The 16,015-nt window shown below is 65.5% G+C and carries 12 protein-coding genes; 7 read left to right on the top strand and 5 right to left on the bottom strand.

Annotation, left to right across the window (positions count from 1 at the left end; all coding sequences use genetic code 11):
* The first annotated feature begins 74 nt into the window (after window positions 1-74).
* The 3 genes from moaA (at window position 75) to AC1TXO_RS19875 (ending at window position 3,003) form a co-directional block, all read left to right on the top strand.
* Window positions 75-1,079 (top strand): GTP 3',8-cyclase MoaA, encoded by a 1,005-nt coding sequence (gene moaA / locus AC1TXO_RS19865; protein ID WP_486403315.1) that lies wholly within the window; start codon window positions 75-77, stop codon window positions 1,077-1,079.
* Between the two features lie 21 nt (window positions 1,080-1,100).
* Complete coding sequence (locus AC1TXO_RS19870) at window positions 1,101-1,997, top strand: bestrophin family protein (protein ID WP_486403316.1); 897 nt, start codon at window positions 1,101-1,103, stop codon at window positions 1,995-1,997.
* A 118-nt stretch (window positions 1,998-2,115) separates the two neighbouring features.
* Window positions 2,116-3,003 (top strand): LysR family transcriptional regulator, encoded by an 888-nt coding sequence (locus tag AC1TXO_RS19875; protein WP_486403317.1) that lies wholly within the window; start codon window positions 2,116-2,118, stop codon window positions 3,001-3,003.
* 6 nt (window positions 3,004-3,009) lie between these two features.
* On the opposite strand, the gene AC1TXO_RS19880 is transcribed toward AC1TXO_RS19875, so the two are convergent.
* A complete protein-coding gene (locus tag AC1TXO_RS19880) occupies window positions 3,010-3,870 on the bottom strand; it encodes an alpha/beta fold hydrolase (RefSeq protein WP_486403318.1) in 861 nt (286 codons plus the stop codon).
* Window positions 3,871-3,949: 79 nt separating this feature from the next.
* Window positions 3,950-4,840 carry a LysR family transcriptional regulator gene (locus AC1TXO_RS19885; RefSeq protein WP_486403319.1) on the bottom strand — a complete coding sequence of 297 codons (891 nt, stop codon included), beginning with the start codon at window positions 4,838-4,840 and terminating at the stop codon, window positions 3,950-3,952.
* Window positions 4,841-4,995: 155 nt separating this feature from the next.
* Between AC1TXO_RS19885 and AC1TXO_RS19890 the strand changes: the two genes are divergently transcribed.
* From AC1TXO_RS19890 to AC1TXO_RS19905, 4 genes are all read left to right on the top strand, one after another.
* The gene (locus tag AC1TXO_RS19890; protein ID WP_486403320.1) at window positions 4,996-5,736 is read left to right on the top strand and encodes an SDR family oxidoreductase; all 741 of its coding nucleotides are present in this window, start codon (window positions 4,996-4,998) and stop codon (window positions 5,734-5,736) included.
* Between the two features lie 6 nt (window positions 5,737-5,742).
* Window positions 5,743-6,273 (top strand): cyclic nucleotide-binding domain-containing protein, encoded by a 531-nt coding sequence (locus tag AC1TXO_RS19895; protein ID WP_486403321.1) that lies wholly within the window; start codon window positions 5,743-5,745, stop codon window positions 6,271-6,273.
* Between the two features lie 895 nt (window positions 6,274-7,168).
* Window positions 7,169-10,021 carry an ATP-binding protein gene (locus tag AC1TXO_RS19900; RefSeq protein WP_486403322.1) on the top strand — a complete coding sequence of 951 codons (2,853 nt, stop codon included), beginning with the start codon at window positions 7,169-7,171 and terminating at the stop codon, window positions 10,019-10,021.
* Window positions 10,022-10,189: 168 nt separating this feature from the next.
* Window positions 10,190-13,747, top strand: a complete 3,558-nt coding sequence (locus tag AC1TXO_RS19905; protein WP_486403323.1) for a hypothetical protein — start codon at window positions 10,190-10,192, stop codon at window positions 13,745-13,747.
* 131 nt (window positions 13,748-13,878) lie between these two features.
* Here AC1TXO_RS19905 and AC1TXO_RS19910 read toward each other — a convergent pair whose 3' ends face one another.
* Genes AC1TXO_RS19910 through AC1TXO_RS19920 form a run of 3 tightly spaced genes read right to left on the bottom strand, consistent with a single transcriptional unit; the run spans window position 13,879 to window position 16,012 of the window.
* Complete coding sequence (locus tag AC1TXO_RS19910; RefSeq protein ID WP_486403324.1) at window positions 13,879-14,925, bottom strand: EscU/YscU/HrcU family type III secretion system export apparatus switch protein; 1,047 nt, start codon at window positions 14,923-14,925, stop codon at window positions 13,879-13,881.
* Window positions 14,918-15,736, bottom strand: a complete 819-nt coding sequence (gene sctT / locus AC1TXO_RS19915) for a type III secretion system export apparatus subunit SctT (protein ID WP_486403325.1) — start codon at window positions 15,734-15,736, stop codon at window positions 14,918-14,920. The genes AC1TXO_RS19910 and sctT overlap by 8 nt, the downstream gene beginning before the upstream one ends.
* Window positions 15,737-15,742: 6 nt before the next feature.
* Window positions 15,743-16,012, bottom strand: coding sequence for an EscS/YscS/HrcS family type III secretion system export apparatus protein (locus tag AC1TXO_RS19920; protein ID WP_486403326.1), 270 nt, complete (start codon window positions 16,010-16,012; stop codon window positions 15,743-15,745).
* Window positions 16,013-16,015: the final 3 nt, after the last annotated feature.

Raw genomic sequence — 16,015 nt, forward strand, 5'->3', positions numbered from 1 at the left:
CAAAGCAATTTGACGCCCGTGGCTGCAGGTTATAGCGTGGACATTATCGCAATCCCACCTTCCCGAGCGCCCACGTGGAACACAGCAGCCAGGCCCTGATCGACGGTTTCAACCGGAAAATCGACTACCTGCGTATGTCGGTCACCGACCGCTGCGACTTCCGCTGCGTCTACTGCATGGCCGAAGACATGCAGTTCCTGCCGCGCCAGCAGATCCTCAGCCTCGAAGAGCTCTACCTGGTCGCCGAACGCTTCGTCAGCCTCGGCACGCGCAAGATCCGCCTGACCGGCGGCGAGCCGCTGATACGCCAGGGTATCGTCGACCTGTGCGGGCGCATTGCCGCCCTGCCCGGCCTGCGCGAGTTGTGCCTGACCAGCAACGGATCGCAGCTCGGCCGCCTGGCCCAGCCGTTGTTCGATGCCGGCGTCACCCGCCTGAACATCAGCCTCGACAGCCTCGACCCCCAGCGCTTCAAGGCCCTGACCCGCACCGGCGACCTGGCCCAGGTGATCGCCGGCATCGATGCCGCTCGTCAGGCAGGCTTTCGCCGCACCAAGCTCAATTGCGTGGTACTCAAGGGCCGCAACGACGACGAGATCGTCGACCTGGTGCGCTTTGCCATCGACCGCGAGCTGGACATCACCTTCATCGAGGAAATGCCGCTTGGGGTGATCAGCGAGCACGAGCGCGGCGAGTCGTTCTATTCCAGCGACGATGTGCGCGAGCGCCTGGAGCCACACTTCACCCTGATCGAATCGGCCGAGTCGTCACAAGGCCCGGCCCGCTACTGGCGCCTGGCCGAAGCACCGCAGACGCGAGTCGGCTTCATCTCGCCGCACAGCCACAACTTCTGCGCCACCTGCAACCGCGTTCGCCTGACCGTCGAAGGCCGGTTGCTGCTGTGCCTGGGCAACGAGCATTCCATGGACCTCAAGCAGGTCCTGCGCAGCCACCCCGGGGACAGTGCGCGCCTGGAGCAGGCGATCCGCGAGGCCATGCACCTCAAGCCCTACCGTCATCACTTCGAGGTCGGCGGCGAGGTGCAGATCCTGCGCTTCATGAACATGACCGGCGGCTGAGCGGCCGTCTCTGGAACCGCCTTGATCGTCCACTCCAACACCGACATGCTGCGCATGCTGTTCACCCTGCGCGGTTCGATCGTCAAGCGCATCGCCCTGCGCTGCCTGATGGTAACCTTGCTGGCCGCGCTGATCGTGCTGGTCGAGCGCCGCTACCCCGCGCTGTTCTATCCGGTCAGCGCAACGCCCTTCACCCTGCTCGGGCTGTCGCTGTCGATCTTCATGAGCTTTCGCAACAATGCCTGCTATGACCGTTGGTGGGAGGGGCGCAAGGCCTGGGGGCGGATGATCATCGAGACCCGCTCGTTCATTCGCGAAAGCGTGGTGATCGCCGACCCGGCATTGCGCGCCGAGTTGCTGCGCGGTCTGTGCGGCTTCGCCCACGCCCTGAACGCGCGCCTGCGCAACGAGGACGAACTGCAGGCTGCACGGCCCTGGCTGACCGAAGATGCCCAGGTCGGCACGCACAATGCCTGCGACGGCATCCTGCGCGAGATCGGCGCACACTGTTCGCGCCTGGCGCAAGGGCAACACATCAGCGAGTTCCGTTACACCGTGCTCGAACAGCGGCTGCTGGGGCTGTCGGAGGTGCAGGCGACCTGCGAGCGGATCAAGGGCACGCCGCTGCCGTTCCCCTACACCCTGCTGCTGCACCGCACCATCTACATCTTCTGCCTGCTGCTGCCGTTCGCCCTCGCCCAGCCGCTGGGCTGGCTCGCGCCGCTGTTCACCACCATCGTCAGCTACACCTTCCTGGGCCTCGATGCGATCGGCAACGAGCTGGAAGACCCGTTCGGCCGCGACGAGAACGACCTGCCCACCGATGCCCTGGTGCGCACCCTGGAACGCGATGTGCTGTCGGCACTGGGCGAGCCGCTGCCTGCGGTGCTGGAACCGGTCAGGCATGTGCTGAGCTGAAGACGGCCGATCACAGGATTTGTCGGCATGGGGGTTTTTGCGTCACGCTAGGGGCCCGGCGCGAGCGTCCAGTCGATACGACGTACCGTGCGATCCTTCTCCATCGCCAGGCCCGACCATGGACATCAAGCAGCTCAAGTTCCTCATCGCCCTCGACCAGACCCGCCACTTCGGCCAGGCTGCCGCGCTGTGCCACATCACCCAGCCGACCCTGTCGATGCGCCTGCGCAACCTGGAGGACGAGCTGGACCTGGTACTGGTCAAGCGCGGCCAGCGCTTCGAGGGGTTCACCGAAGCCGGCGAGCGTATCCTGGCCTGGGCCAAGACCCTGCTCGCCGCCCACGACGGCCTGCAGGCCGAGGCCGCCAGCTGCCGCGGCCAGGTGGTGGGCAGCCTGCGCCTGGGCACCGTGCCGCTGGCCAGCTTCAATCCCATGGAACTGCTGCTGCCACTGCGCGAGAAGTACCCTGAACTGCATTTCCAGCTGACTTCGCTGAGTTCGGAACAGATCATCGACGGCCTGAGCCGCAACCAGCTGGACCTGGGCATCTGCTACCTCGACCAGGTCAACGCCAGCTTCTTCGACGTGATCGAGCTGGGCACCACCACCATGGGCTTGCTGCACGACACCCGGCACTTCCGGTTCGCCACCGAGCAGTTGCGCTGGGAAGAACTCGACGGCCTGCCGCTGGGCCTGCTGAGCAAGGGCATGCACTACCGCCAGTCGCTGGACCTGAGTTTTCGCAGCCGCGGCCTGGAACCCCAGGCCGTGCTGGAAAGCGACTCGACCTTCCACCTGATCCAGGCACTGAACGCCGGCATCTGCTGCGCGGTGATGCCATTGGATTGCGGACTGGAGGCGCTCAGCGAACACCTGCGCATCCTCCCGGTGGCCGAGGCCAGCATCCACAGCCCGCTGGGCCTGCTGCTGCGCCGCAGCGAGCCGCGCTCGGCCATCGCCGAACAGTGCTTCGAGGAAGCACGGGCACTGTTCAGCGCAGGCTGAACTGGCTCAGCGCCTGGCCAGGAAATCCAGCATCACCTTGTTGAACACCTCGGGCTTCTGCAGGAACGCGAAGTGGCTGGTGCCCTCGATGAACTGCAGCTTGGCACCGGGAATGCTCCTGGCGATGTAGCGGGTATGATCAGGCTTGATCGCCTCGTCGTGATCGCCATCGACGATCAGGGTCGGCGCCTTGATCGTCGCCAGTTGCGCAGGTGTCCAGTTCGGTTGCTGCTGGTACATCTGGGTCAGGGCGGCATTGAGTTTTTCGAAGCCGTCCGGGGTGGGCGAAAGCTGCTGGTACTCCTGCGCCGCGCGGGTGAAGAAGGCCGCGAAGGCCGGCTTCTTGTCGGCATCGGCGAAGGCGCCGGTGGGGTCGGTGTTGGCGCCGAAGGCGATGATCCGGCCAACCTTGTCCGGGTAGCGCATGGCAAGGTCCAGGGCGGTGATGCCACCGTCGCTCCAGCCGACCACATCGGCCTTGTTCAGGCCCAGTTGCTTCATCAGCCCGACCACGTCATCGGCCATCGCGTCGTAGCTCAGCGGCAGGCCGTTGGCGTTGCTGCGCCCGTGCCCGCGGGTATCGACCGAGATCACCTGGTAATGGGTGGCCAGCACCTTGGCCTGGCCGGCCAGGTAGTCGGCGTTGGCCGGGCCGCCATGCAGCAGGAACACTGGCGCGCCCTTGCCCTCGATGTGGTAGGCGAGCTGGACACCATTGACCTCGGCGGTCTTGAACGGCCCGGCAAAGTGCGGGGTGGGCGGGAGCATCTCCCAGGTTTCGGCGGCCTGGGCGCTGGCGCCGAGCAGGGCCAGCCCAAGGCTGCCGAGCAGCAGGGTACCGCGGGCAAGGGTGCGCAGGTGAGGCATGGTGACGACTCCGGTCGTTGGGGTTGTCCCCGGTAAACGGACATCGCCGGGGTTTATTCCCTGGCCGCCTGGCCAATCGTCACAGCCCGCTTTCCAGGCGCTGCGCCAACCACTGGGAAAACACCCGCACCCGCGCCGACAGTTGCCGGCTCTGTGGATACACCACCGACACCGGCATCGACGGGGGCGGACACTGCACCAGCAGTTCGCACAGGCTGCCGGCCGCCAACTGCGCGGCGATCCGGTAGCGCGGCACCTGGACGATGCCCAACCCCGACAGCGCCGCGCCGGTGTACAGGTCGGCGCCGGTCACCGACACCCGGGCCGGCAGCAACCGCTCCACCACCTCGCGCCCGACCCTGAACTCCAGCGGCAGCGGGCGCCCGGTGGCACTCGACAGGTAGTCCACGGCAAAGTGCCCCTCGAGCGCTTCCAGCGTCTGCGGCGTGCCATGCCGGGCGAGATAGTCAGGGCTGGCCACGGTGACCTGCTCGAGGCTGGCGATCTGTCGGCCGATCAGCGACGAGTCCTGCAGCAGGCCCGCACGCAGCACGCAGTCCACACCTTCGCGCACCAGGTCGACCAGGCGGTCGTCTTCACCGATGTGCAGGGTGATGTCCGGGTACTGCGCCAGAAAGCTCCCCAGCGCCGGCATGACGAAGTACTTGGCCAGCGTGCCCTGCAGATTGACCCGTAGCAGGCCCTTGGGCGGGGCATTGCGAAAGGCGCTGTCGGTCTCCTCCAGGTCCAGCAGCAGGCGCACGCAGCGGTGGTAGTAAGCCTCGCCGTCGTGGGTCATGCGCACATGCCGGGTGGTGCGCTCGAGCAGGCGCACACCGATGCGTTTCTCCAGGCGCTTGATCAGGTTGGTCACGGTGGCGCGCGGAATCTGCAGGTCCTCGGCGGCCTGGGAGAAGCTGCCGCGCTCGGCGATGCGCACGAACACCTGCATTTCCTGGAAACGGTCCATGGTCGGGTTCTCCTGGCGGGTAACGACTACGCTGGTGTCGAGCAGTCGGAGACAGCACGTGAATAGTTAAAGTAAATGGAACACTGATCGCAGTTGGCACGCAATTATTTTTTTTCGCCAACAGTCCACACTCCTTCCCACACCCACCCAGAAGGATGCCCAGCATGACCTCTTCCGTAGCCCTGATCACCGGCGCCTCCCGTGGCATCGGTGCCGCCATCGCCCGCCGCCTGAGCCGTGACGGCTTCGCCGTGGCGATCAACTACGCCAGCAACGACGCCGAGGCCGGCGCACTGGCCGCCGAACTGCGCGAGGCTGGCGGCAAGGCCATCGCCATCAAGGCCGATGTCTCCAGCCCAGGCCAGGTGCAGACCCTGTTCGACACCATCGAGCAGCAACTGGGCCGCATCGACGTGCTGGTCAACAATGCCGGCATCCTCAAGGTCATGCCCCTGGCCCAGACCAGCGACGAGCTGTACGCGCGCAACTTCGCGATCAACACCCAGGGCGTGTTCAACACCCTGCGCGCTGCCGCCACACGCCTGAACGACGGCGGTCGGATCATCAACCTGACCAGCACCACCCTGGCCCTGAAGATGCCAGGCTATGCCATCTACAACGGCACCAAGGCAGCGGTCGAGGCCTTCACCCAGGTGTTCGCCAAGGAGCTGCGCGGTCGCAACATCACCGTCAACGCCGTCGCCCCCGGCCCGGTGGAGACCGACCTGTTCCTCACCGACAAGACGCCCGAGCAGATCCAGGCCGCCACCCAGGCGCCACCCCTGGGTCGCCTTGGCCAGCCCGACGACATCGCCGGTGTCGTGGCCTTCCTCGCCGGCCCTGACAGCGGCTGGGTCAACGGTCAGATCCTGCGCGCCAACGGCGGCGTGGCCTGAGCCGCGATGTCCGGCTCCCGCCTGCGCTGGCCAGCCCTGCTGGCCGGCGCCCTGATCGCCGCCTGCACGGCCTGCGCCTGGCGCAAGCCGCCAGAGGAACGCGCCATGACTCCTTCCGTGACCTACCTGCACCTGCTGCGCCATACGCCGTTCTTCACCGCGCTGAACACCGAGCAACTGCGCTGGGTCATCGATCATTCGCGGGAATGGGAGGCCCAGCCTGGTGCCGTTATCGTCGGCAGCGGCGCCAAGGTGACCGATGAAGGCTACTGGGTATTGCTCGACGGTGGCTGGAGCCTGGGCTATCACCAGCGCAGCTATCGCAGCGGACACGACGCCGCAGGCAAGTGGTTCGAGCAGCGGGCGTTGCCCGAACCGGCCGAACTGGTCGCCAGCGAGCACAGCTACGTGATGCTGATCCCCACCGAGGCCATGGCGCAGATGCTCGACCGGGGGTTCCCGTTCGAGCGTCACCTGGACGCCGGCAACCGCTTCTACGCGCGCCTGGCAGCAGATACCGCTCACGCATTGCCCTGATGCTTTCCTGCCCCTTGCACCCTGGCCCGGCTCCCGGACCGGGGTGTTGTCGTTGCTGGCGGTTTGTCGCCACTGCTGTTTTCAGGCGAAAAAAAATATCTGCCCGCAACTTTCTCGAGCAATTACTCAAACTTTTCAAACTTTCCCAATAAAAACAGCCAATAACAAATCACGCTATTACAACGCCCGCCTCGAGACGACCGTGGACCATACCGCAAACACGCCACGGTTTTCATGACAAAGACGACAACTGCGAAATTGTTCACAAACAATGATATGGCGGATTACCGCCAACTAATAAACGACACAAAACAGTGTTCTAAATAGTGAACATCGGCGGGGTCATTTATCCCCGCCTTCCAGTGAATAGCGCCTGGCCCCTGCCCAAAGCACGCTGTAACAGGCCTTCGTCAGGCATGGCGGGGAACCGCCAGACGCGAAACGGTTTTTTTCAGTACACACCGTCATGATTTCTACAGCTCGCGAATTACACAGCTTCCACCCGTCAGCCGCATCCTGCGCGGCCGCCCGGGGGACACCCTCATTCGGCCAGCCGAACGTCATACGAATGAAACATTCGGAATCCCGAATAAAACAGCCGCCGACGGCCGTTGTTACCAGCGTGATGCGAAAGTTCAAGGACGCCTGTTACCCGATAACAATTGGATCCATGGCACGATACTTGCCAGAACTTGCTTCGCCGCTGAGTCCTTCAGCGCCATGCCTTGCGAATCATGAACGAACAATGACAAAAGAATGGCCCATGGCTATTGAAGTTCGAGCGTGCCTCCAAGGCAGACCTTACGTCGGATCGTGCTGCTTATCCTGAACATGTGAAACAACAAAGGCGCCCCTGAAGATCGCCAATAACTAACTCATTCATAAAGGTTTAATCATGCCCCTGACCAAGACCAAGCCCGGAAAGATAGCTACCCTGGACGCTCTGGATACCCCTGATCCGGAAAACGCCCTGTGCTTTGGGTCATTCGTGCTCTACCCCCAACAGCATCTGCTGTTCAAGGACGGGGAGCTGGTGCAGTTGGGCAGCCGTGCGCTGCAACTGCTGGTCACGCTGGCGAGCCGAACCGGCGAGCTGCTGGAAAAGAACGAACTGCTGGCGCTGGTCTGGCCCAAGGTGATCGTCGAGGAGTGCAACCTGCGCGCCCAGATGACCACCTTGCGCCGGGTGCTCGGCGAAGAAGGCGACTTCACCTACATCGTCACCGTGCCGGGCCGCGGCTACCGCTTCGTGGCCCCGGTGACCATCCGTGAAATGGCGCCGCAACCCCTGCCCGGCGCGAAGGCCGGCAACGACCTGCCCGGCCTTGGCAGCAGCGTCATCGGCCGCGACGAACTGAGCCAGGCGCTGGCCGAGACCCTGCGCAGCCGCCGCCTGCTGACCCTCACCGGCACCGGCGGCATCGGCAAGACCACCCTGGCGCTGACCCTGGCCCACGCCATGGCGGCCGACTTCAGCGATGGCCGCACCTTCGTCGACCTCACCGAGGCCAACCAGCCCTCCTGCGTCGCCGACCTGGTGGCGGCAGCGCTGGGCATCGACAGCACTGCCCGGGACAGCCTGGTGCAGATCGCCGCGAAACTCGACGACGCCAGCCACTTGCTGGTGCTGGACAACTGCGGCCATGTGCTCGAAGCCACCGCGACCCTGGTCGAAGCCCTGCTGCAGCAGGCGCCGGGTTGCCACATCCTGGTCACCAGTCGCGAGGCCCTGCATGCCGAAGGCGAGTGCGTGCACGAGGTCGCGCCGTTGCCCTGCGCCGCAAACGATCACGTCCTGTGCACCGCCCAGGCCCTGGTCAGTCCGGCCGTGCAGCTGTTCGTCGAGCGTGCCGCAGCGCACGATACCGACTTCGTCTTCAGCGACACCGACGTGCCTGCCGCCCTTGCCCTGTGCCGCACCCTGGACGGCAACCCACTGGCGATCGAGATCGCCGCCAGCCATGTGCGGGCCTTCGGCCTGACCTACCTGGTCGAGCTGCTGGCCGGCAGCTTCCGCCTGCAGATGGCCGGCCGGCGTACCGCGCTGCCCCGCCACCGCACCCTGGAAGCCTCGCTGCAGTGGAGCCATGCGCTGCTCTCGGCGCAGGAGCAGGCGATGTTCCGCCAGCTCTCGGTGTTTACCGGCAGCTTCACCCTCGCGGCGGCCAAGGCGGTGGTCGAGGTCCAGCCCGGCCCCTTCCAGGACGCAGCCTGGCTGGTGGAAAGCCTGATGGACAAGTCGCTGCTGGTAGCCGCCGGTGCGCAACCGATCAAACGCTATCGCCTGCACCACACCGCGCGCCTGTACGCGGCGCAGCAGCTTGCGCTGCACGGCGAAGCCGCGACCATCGCCCGTCGTCACGCCCACCACACCCTGGAGGAACAGCGCCGCGCCGTGCAGGATCTGGAGCGGCTGGACAGCAACGCCTGGCTGGCCCTGCACAGCCCCGACAGCGACAACGTGCGCAGTGCCCTGGGCTGGTGCTTCAGTGAACAGGGCGAGGCATCGCTGGGGGTGGAACTGACGCTGATGAGCGTGCCGCTGTGGCTGCGCCTGTCGCGCGTCGACGAATGCCACGCCTGGGTCGATCGCGGCCTGCGCTTCGAGGCCATCAGCCCGCGCCAGCGCATGCTGCTGCTGACCATCTCGGCCAGTGTCATGGCCCTGACCCGCGGCGCGGGACCGGCGATCCGCACGGCCTGGCTGCAGGTGGTCGAGGACGCCCGCACCCTGGGCGACACCGAGCACGAACTGCGCGGCCTGTGGGGCCTGTGGCACGACCACTGCTGCAGCAACCAGCACGCCGAGGCACTGGAGCTGGCCAACCAGTACATCCAGCTCAGCGAACGCACCGGCATGCTCGAACGGCGCATGCTGGGTCGGCGCATGCGTGCCACGCCGCTGTTCCAGATGGCCGATTTCGACGGTGCGCGCCAGGCGATCAGCGAAGCCCTGAGCTTCCCGATGATGCCGCGCGCGCACATCATCGACAGCCACTTCGACCAGGGCCTGGCCGCCCGTTCGCTCAAGGCGCAGATCCAGTTGCTGCAAGGCCAGGTCGGCCAGGCCCTGCTGACCATCGAGGCCAACGTCGAAGCGGCGATGACCCAGCACCACCCGGCCAGCCTGTGGTACACCCTGAGCCTGAGCGCCATCCCCATCACCCTGCTGGTCGGCCACGAAAAGCGCAGCCGCGAATTCCTCGCCCGCCTCAAGGACAGCCTGGGCCAGCACGAAATGCCGGTATGGCGTCTGTTCGCTCGCTGCTTCGAGCACATCCTGCTGATCCGTCAGGGCAAAGCCGAGGACGGTGTGCGCGGGCTGGGCGAAGCCCTCGACCAGCTCCACGCCATCGGTGACAGCCCGCTGTACAACCTGGTGCGCAGCGAATACGCCCAGGGCCTGGCACAACTGGGCCTGGAGCAGTTGGCGATCGAGATCATCGACCAGACCCTGGCCGTCACCGCCGCCCGCCAGGAGCGCTGGTTCCGCCCTGAGTTGCTGCGCATCAAGGCCCAGTTGCTGGCCAGGCCCGATTCGCCCGAACGCCAGGCACAGGCCCTGGATCTGCTCAACGAGGCCATGCACGATGCCCAGGAACAGGGCTCGCGCTTCTGGGCCGGTCGTATCACCGCCAGCCTGTCGCAGTTGACCAGCCAACCGGAGGAAACCCCGAAACGCAGCAGTCAGGCCTGGGATCAGCGACGCCAGGAACGCCTGCTCAATTCGCAGTTTTCACACACGTGAAACCTTGTTGTAACTTGCCAAGGTTGTGCGTTTCAGCGGGCGGGGTGGCCTAGGATCAGACTTCCATGAACCTTTGATGTCGGTCGCGCAACCTGGTCGCCCAGCCACGGCATCGTCCTGGGGTCTGCGAGGTCTGCGCCGGCCGCCGTCCTCGCCCCGGACCGTGCAATGATCAACAGACCCGAAGCCCCCTCCAGCAGCAGCCCCTCCTCCCCCGCCGATACCGCCGGCCTTTTCGACAGCGTCCTCGACAAGGCCCGCCTGCTGCTCAGCGATCCGGGCGCGGACAAGACCTTCAAGCCCAAGGTGCTGGCCGCCAACGACGGCGGTGGCAGCGTATCGCACGACAAGCCCGCCGATGCCGACAGCTACAAGGACATCACCGAGCTGCCGGAAACCCTCGATATCGGCAAGCTGAAGATCGTCGCCCAGGACAAGGATAACGGCGTCATCTACTTCGAGCACGGCGGCAACAAGTACCAGATCAGCGAGAAGGCCGCCAAAGACACCCAGCCAGGCTTCGAGACCTTCGAGAACCTGCGCTTCGGCCATGCCGTGCCGACCCGGGAAGACCGTGGCCCCGACCACGGCACCCAGCTCTACAACCTGCTCGACACCCTGGCCGACACCCAGGGCACACCCGCCCACGACCTGATCGTCGCCGGCCTCACCGACCCGGGCCAGTCGCTGCTGCGCAAGGACGACGGCGGCTTCCTGCTGGACAACATCCAGTCGGTGGAGCAAGCCACCGATGGCGTGCTCAAGGTCAAGCTCACCAACGGCCGCGAAGTCATCATCGCCGAGGGCATCACACCCGAGGCCTATGCCGCCTACAGCGGTGCCGGCAAGACCCGTGTCGCACTGGACGAGGCCAAGGCTGCAGGCTACGAGCAGGTCACCGGCCTGCCCGCCGGGCTCGACGTGGACAAGCTCAAGGTGGTTTCCGAAGACAAGGACGCCCACGTCATCCTGTTCGAGCACGACGGCCACAAGTACGCCATCAGCCGCGACGACGCCAAGGCCCACGACCGCGGCTACGATTCGCTCGACAGCGTGCCCTCCGCCGCCGCCAACCAGCCCGCGCCGGAAAACCGTGGCAGCCAGCTGTACGATTTCCTCCACGCGCTGGACACCACAAAGGGCACGCCGGCCTTCGACTACATCAAGAACGCCCACAAACTGCCCGACCAGCACCTGCAGAACCGCGCCGAAGGCACGCTGGGGCTGAACGACATCAGCAAGGTCGATGCGCCCACCGACGGCATCCTGGTGGTCACCCAGGGCGACGGCAAGTTGATCGTGGTGTCGCGCGATGTGTCTCCCGAGGCCTTCCTCGACTACAGCACCAAGGGCCAGACCCTTGCCGGGCTGGAGAAGGCCAAGGGCGAGGGCTACACCAAGGCTGGCGCCGACGACTACCTGTCGTCCACCGAAGACATCATGAGCGTCGGCGGCATCGGCGACTATGGCCCTGGCCTGATCGCCTTCACCCAGCGCAAGCCCGGCGGCGAAGAGCAGAAGATCATCGTCTCGCAGTTCGACAACCCGCAGATGTTCGAGCAGATCGCCGACTACCGCAGCACCATCGCCGAACAGGTCACCGACGTCGACAAGCTGCGCGCCGACCACGGCCTGCCGCCGCTCAAGGAAGTGTCGGTGGACGAGCTCGCCACCACCGAGAAGGATGACGACGGCCAGCCGCTGTCGGTGCGCGACCTGGCCATCCGCGACCTGGTCGACGGCTACCGCGCCGGGATCAAGGACGGCAGCATCGCCAAGGACGACCCGCGGGCCAAGCTGGTCCGCGCGCTGGAAGCCAAGAGCATGGCCGACAACGGCATGTCGGTCATCCCCGAGCACGGCTTCGGCAACCACGGTAGCGCCAGCGACCCGATCACCGTGACCTCGCGCGATGTGCGCGACGAGATCTTCGATGCCAAGGCCATCGATGCCCAACTGGGCGAACTGCTCGGCGACCCGACCATCGTCGCCGACCTCAAGAGCAAGCACGACGCCGCCCTGGGCAAGGTCGACGGCGGCTCGGCCAAGGTCGACGAAACCCGCCAGAAACTGCTCGACAGCACCTCTTCGGAAAACTTCGTCAAGTACATCAACGACCTGCAGGCCAACGGCCAGACCGAGATTGCCACCAGCGAAATACGCAGCGCCTACGCAGGGCTCGCCGACATCGATCCGGCCAAGGCCGATCAGTTCCTGCAGAACCTGCAGATCGACGGCTACACCCTGGAACTGGACAAGCTGATCGCCGACCCCAGCAAGATCTCCGACGACAACACCGCGCTGGCCACCACCGACCAGACCCTGCTCATGCTCCAGGCCCTCAAGGCCGGCGGCGACGGCATCCCGCGCAGGTCGCTGGCGTCCTACGAGAAGTTCGTCGAGATGCTGCTCAAGGACAAGGACATGGCCACCGATTTCGGCAAGGTCATGAGCAACCTGGGCGACACCTGGCAGGCCAATGGCAAGATCACCCTGGACGACATCAACAAGGCGGTCAGCACCGAGCTGATGCCGAGCCTGAGCGCGGAAAACCGCGGCGCCTTCGTCAAGACCCTGTCCTTCCTCAGCGACAATGGCGTGCTCGGTTCGATGGGCGGCGCCATCTCCCTGGGCCGCGCCATCTACCAGCTGGCCGGCAAGGGCGGCACCCTGGCCGACACCCCGCGCGAACGCGCCGGCATCGCCAACGACTTCATCGGTTTCCTCAGTACCGGCTCGCACTTCGCCACCCTGGGTACCAAGGCCTTCGACAAGGCGTTCGGTACCAATGCCTACAAGCTCATGGGTCTGGACCGGTCGGTGCCGACCATCTGGAGCAAGCCGGGCACGGCGGGGCCGGAGATTCCGCGCAGTGTCCAGGATGTGCAGAACCAGTACTACAACATCATCGACGACGCCATGGCCGACGGTAAGGATGTCGGCAAGGCGCTCAACGGCCAGCCGTTCGACGAAGCCACGATGAACAAGCTGCACCAGGGTATCGAGAGCGGTATCGAGAAACGCGGGGGCGTGGTCGGTGCCGGCAAGGTCGCGCGTTTCGCCGGCAGTGCGATCAAGGTCATCGGCGCCGGTGCCGACGTGGTCGGCGGGGTGATCGGCGTGGTCATGGGCGGCCTGACCATCCGCGACGGCGTGCGTGAAAAGGACCCGATCAAGATCGCCTCCGGCTCGCTGTCGGTGGCCGGTGGCGTGAGCAGCCTGTTCGGCGCAGCCGGCAGCGTTGCCGGGGTGTTCGGGGTCACCGGGCGCCTGGTGCCCCTGCTCGGGCCGGTGGGGTTCCTGTTCTCCGGGGTGTTCTCGTTCGTGGGGGCGATCCTCAACGACGTCAAGTCGCACAAGCTGCACAAGATCTCGCTGCAGAACTGGGACCAGATCCAGGACTTCAAGCAGGACGGCCTGCTCAAGCCCAACGGCGACGAGGCCTATGTATGGCTGCAGACCTACCTCTCCGACTGGGGCCAGCGCGACGCACCGGGCGACCGCAGCATCTTCGACTTCCGCAAGGAAGAGTGGGACGCGCGCTCGAGCATCCGCGGCGACCACCGAGTGGCCCATCCGGATTACATCGGCGACGGCAACAACAGCATGTCGGAAAGCTACAAGTACTCGCTCAAGCCCTCGGACTGGATCGACGACAAGGGCACCATCATCTCGATGGTCGGTGATGGCTATGGTGGACCGTACAAGCCGGTGGACAACGGCTGACCTGTAGTTGCAAAGGCGTGGGAGCGAGCTTGCCCGCGAACACCGGCCTAGCCGGTGCCATGCATCGCGGTGTACCTTTCGCGGGCAAGCCCGCTCCCACAAGGTGCCATGGCACTGGCTACGCCGGGGGTTTAGATCAACCGCGCCGCCACCAGCAGGTCCGCCACCGCCTGGAAGGTGTTGTCCGGCACCGGATCGCCTGCCACGGTGCGCCGGGCAAGCTCGGCCGCCAGGCGCGCATCCATGGCATGGGCAATGCCCAGCTGTGCTGCCTCGGCCAGCATCCGCGCGCTGTCTTCAGGCTCGGCCTGGCACACCACCACCGGCACCGGGGTTTCGCCGCGCACATAGCGCAAACCCACCACCCAGCCACCGGCCACACCCACCATCAACGACGCCCGCCCCAGCCCCAGCTTGGTCGCCATGGCCTGCATCTCCTGGCGCTGGCGGCGCAGCTCGCGCTTGATCAGCGGGTCGCCGTCGATATCCTTGCGCTCACGCTTCTGCTCGCTACGGGTCATGCGCATGTCACGACCGAACAACCAGCGCTGCATCAGCACATCCGCCGCCCCCAGCACCAGAAACGCTGCCAGCACGGTGAACACCAACGGCTTGAGCACCAGGAAGAAGGTCGACTGCAGGCACTCAGGCCCGCAGCGCGACGACTCCATCAGCGCCTGCAGGGCATTGCGCCCGACCACATAGAACGCCAGCCCCAGCAAGTGCACCTTGACCAGGCCCTTGAGAAACTCCACCACGTTGCGCATGGCGAAGATGCGCTTGAAGCCCTCGGCAGGGTTGATGCGCTTGAAGTCCGGCTTGAGCGGCTCGACCGAGAACACCACCCCGCGCATGGTCACCAGGTTGGTCAGCACCACCGCCGTCACCGTCACTGCCACCACCGGCAGGGTGATGCCGATCAGCAGTTGCTCGGCGGTGTCGAGCAGGCGTGGCCACACCGTGGCGAAGGGCTCGATGTAGATCTGCGCCGTCAGGTCCACCAGCGCCGTGACCTGGGCCTTGGCCCGCGGTGCGAGGATGGCGATGCACAATGTGCAGAGCAGAATCACCACGCCGGACACCAGGTCCTGGCTCTTGGCGACCTGGCCCTTCTTGCGCGCATCCTTGAGTTTCTTGTCCGTAGCCGGCTGCGACTTCTCTTCGCTGGTGTCAGCCATCGCCGCCCTCCACCAGGCTCTGCAGCACACCCACGGTGCCCCGGAACTCGGCGAGCTGATCGAGCATCAACGGCACCAGGAAGCCGATGTAGACCACCATCAGCAGCGTGAAGAACAGGTTCTTCACCGGCAACGACAAATCGAAGATGTGCAGGCTCGGCGCCATGCGCGAGAGGTAGGCGAGCATCAGGTCGGTGATCAGCAGCGAGATCAGCAGCGGCGATACCATCAGTACACCGATGCGCATCACCTGGTCGAGGATCGCCAGCACCGCCGTCAGCGCAGAGCTGGCGAACAGCGGGGTGAACTGGGTCACCGGCCATAGCTGATAGCTGTGCAGGTAGCCATCGACCATGAGGATGAATCCGCCGGACATGAAGTACAGCGCGATCAGCATCACTGTCAGCAGCGTGGCCATCACCCCGGACTCACCCGAGGACAGCGGGTCGACCAGTTGCGCCATGGTCGAGCCGCGCTGCAGGTCGATCAGCTCACCCGCCACTTCCGCAGCCCAGAACGGAATGCCGAACAGCAGCCCGATCACCAGCCCGACCAGGAACTCCTTGATCAGCAGCCCTGCCAGCCAGAAGCCACCCAGCTCGGGTGTGGCAGTGAAGGCGGAGAACACCGGCAGGAACATCGGCACCGAGATCGCCACCGCCGCGCAGGTGCGGATAATCCCGGTCAGGCCCAGGCGGTTGAAGGCCGGGGTGATCACCACCACGCCCATGGCGCGGGCGGTGGACAGCGCAGCCGAACTGATCACCGGGTAGGCGATCTCCAGGAAGGCATTGACGAAACCCGCGTCCATGCCCGCTCAGCGCGTCCACAGCGCGAAGTTGTCCAGCACCTGGTTGCCCAGGCCCATCACCTGCCCGGCCAGCAGCGGGCCGACGAAGACGATCACCAGCAGCACCGCCACCAGCTTGACCACCTGCGGCAGGGTCTGGTCCTGGATCTGCGTCAGCGCCTGCAACAGACCGACGCTGAGGCCGACGATGATCGCCACCCCGAGCGCCGGTGCCGACAGCAGCAGCACCGTCATCAGTGCCTGTTTCATCAACGAAAGGAAAACGTCCTGTCCCATCGG

It is taken from the genome of Pseudomonas sp. FA117, from assembly GCF_057370475.1.

What these genes read in the sequence shown, in the direction of transcription:
- AC1TXO_RS19875 (WP_486403317.1), top strand. Translation starts at nt 2,116, where the DNA reads ATGGACATCAAGCAGCTCAAGTTCCTCATCGCCCTCGACCAGACCCGC.
- AC1TXO_RS19880 (WP_486403318.1), bottom strand. Translation starts at nt 3,870, where the DNA reads ATGCCTCACCTGCGCACCCTTGCCCGCGGTACCCTGCTGCTCGGCAGC.
- AC1TXO_RS19885 (WP_486403319.1), bottom strand. Translation starts at nt 4,840, where the DNA reads ATGGACCGTTTCCAGGAAATGCAGGTGTTCGTGCGCATCGCCGAGCGC.
- AC1TXO_RS19890 (WP_486403320.1), top strand. Translation starts at nt 4,996, where the DNA reads ATGCCCAGCATGACCTCTTCCGTAGCCCTGATCACCGGCGCCTCCCGT.
- AC1TXO_RS19895 (WP_486403321.1), top strand. Translation starts at nt 5,743, where the DNA reads ATGTCCGGCTCCCGCCTGCGCTGGCCAGCCCTGCTGGCCGGCGCCCTG.
- AC1TXO_RS19900 (WP_486403322.1), top strand. Translation starts at nt 7,169, where the DNA reads ATGCCCCTGACCAAGACCAAGCCCGGAAAGATAGCTACCCTGGACGCT.
- AC1TXO_RS19905 (WP_486403323.1), top strand. Translation starts at nt 10,190, where the DNA reads ATGATCAACAGACCCGAAGCCCCCTCCAGCAGCAGCCCCTCCTCCCCC.
- AC1TXO_RS19910 (WP_486403324.1), bottom strand. Translation starts at nt 14,925, where the DNA reads ATGGCTGACACCAGCGAAGAGAAGTCGCAGCCGGCTACGGACAAGAAA.
- sctT (WP_486403325.1), bottom strand. Translation starts at nt 15,736, where the DNA reads ATGGACGCGGGTTTCGTCAATGCCTTCCTGGAGATCGCCTACCCGGTG.
- AC1TXO_RS19920 (WP_486403326.1), bottom strand. Translation starts at nt 16,012, where the DNA reads ATGGGACAGGACGTTTTCCTTTCGTTGATGAAACAGGCACTGATGACG.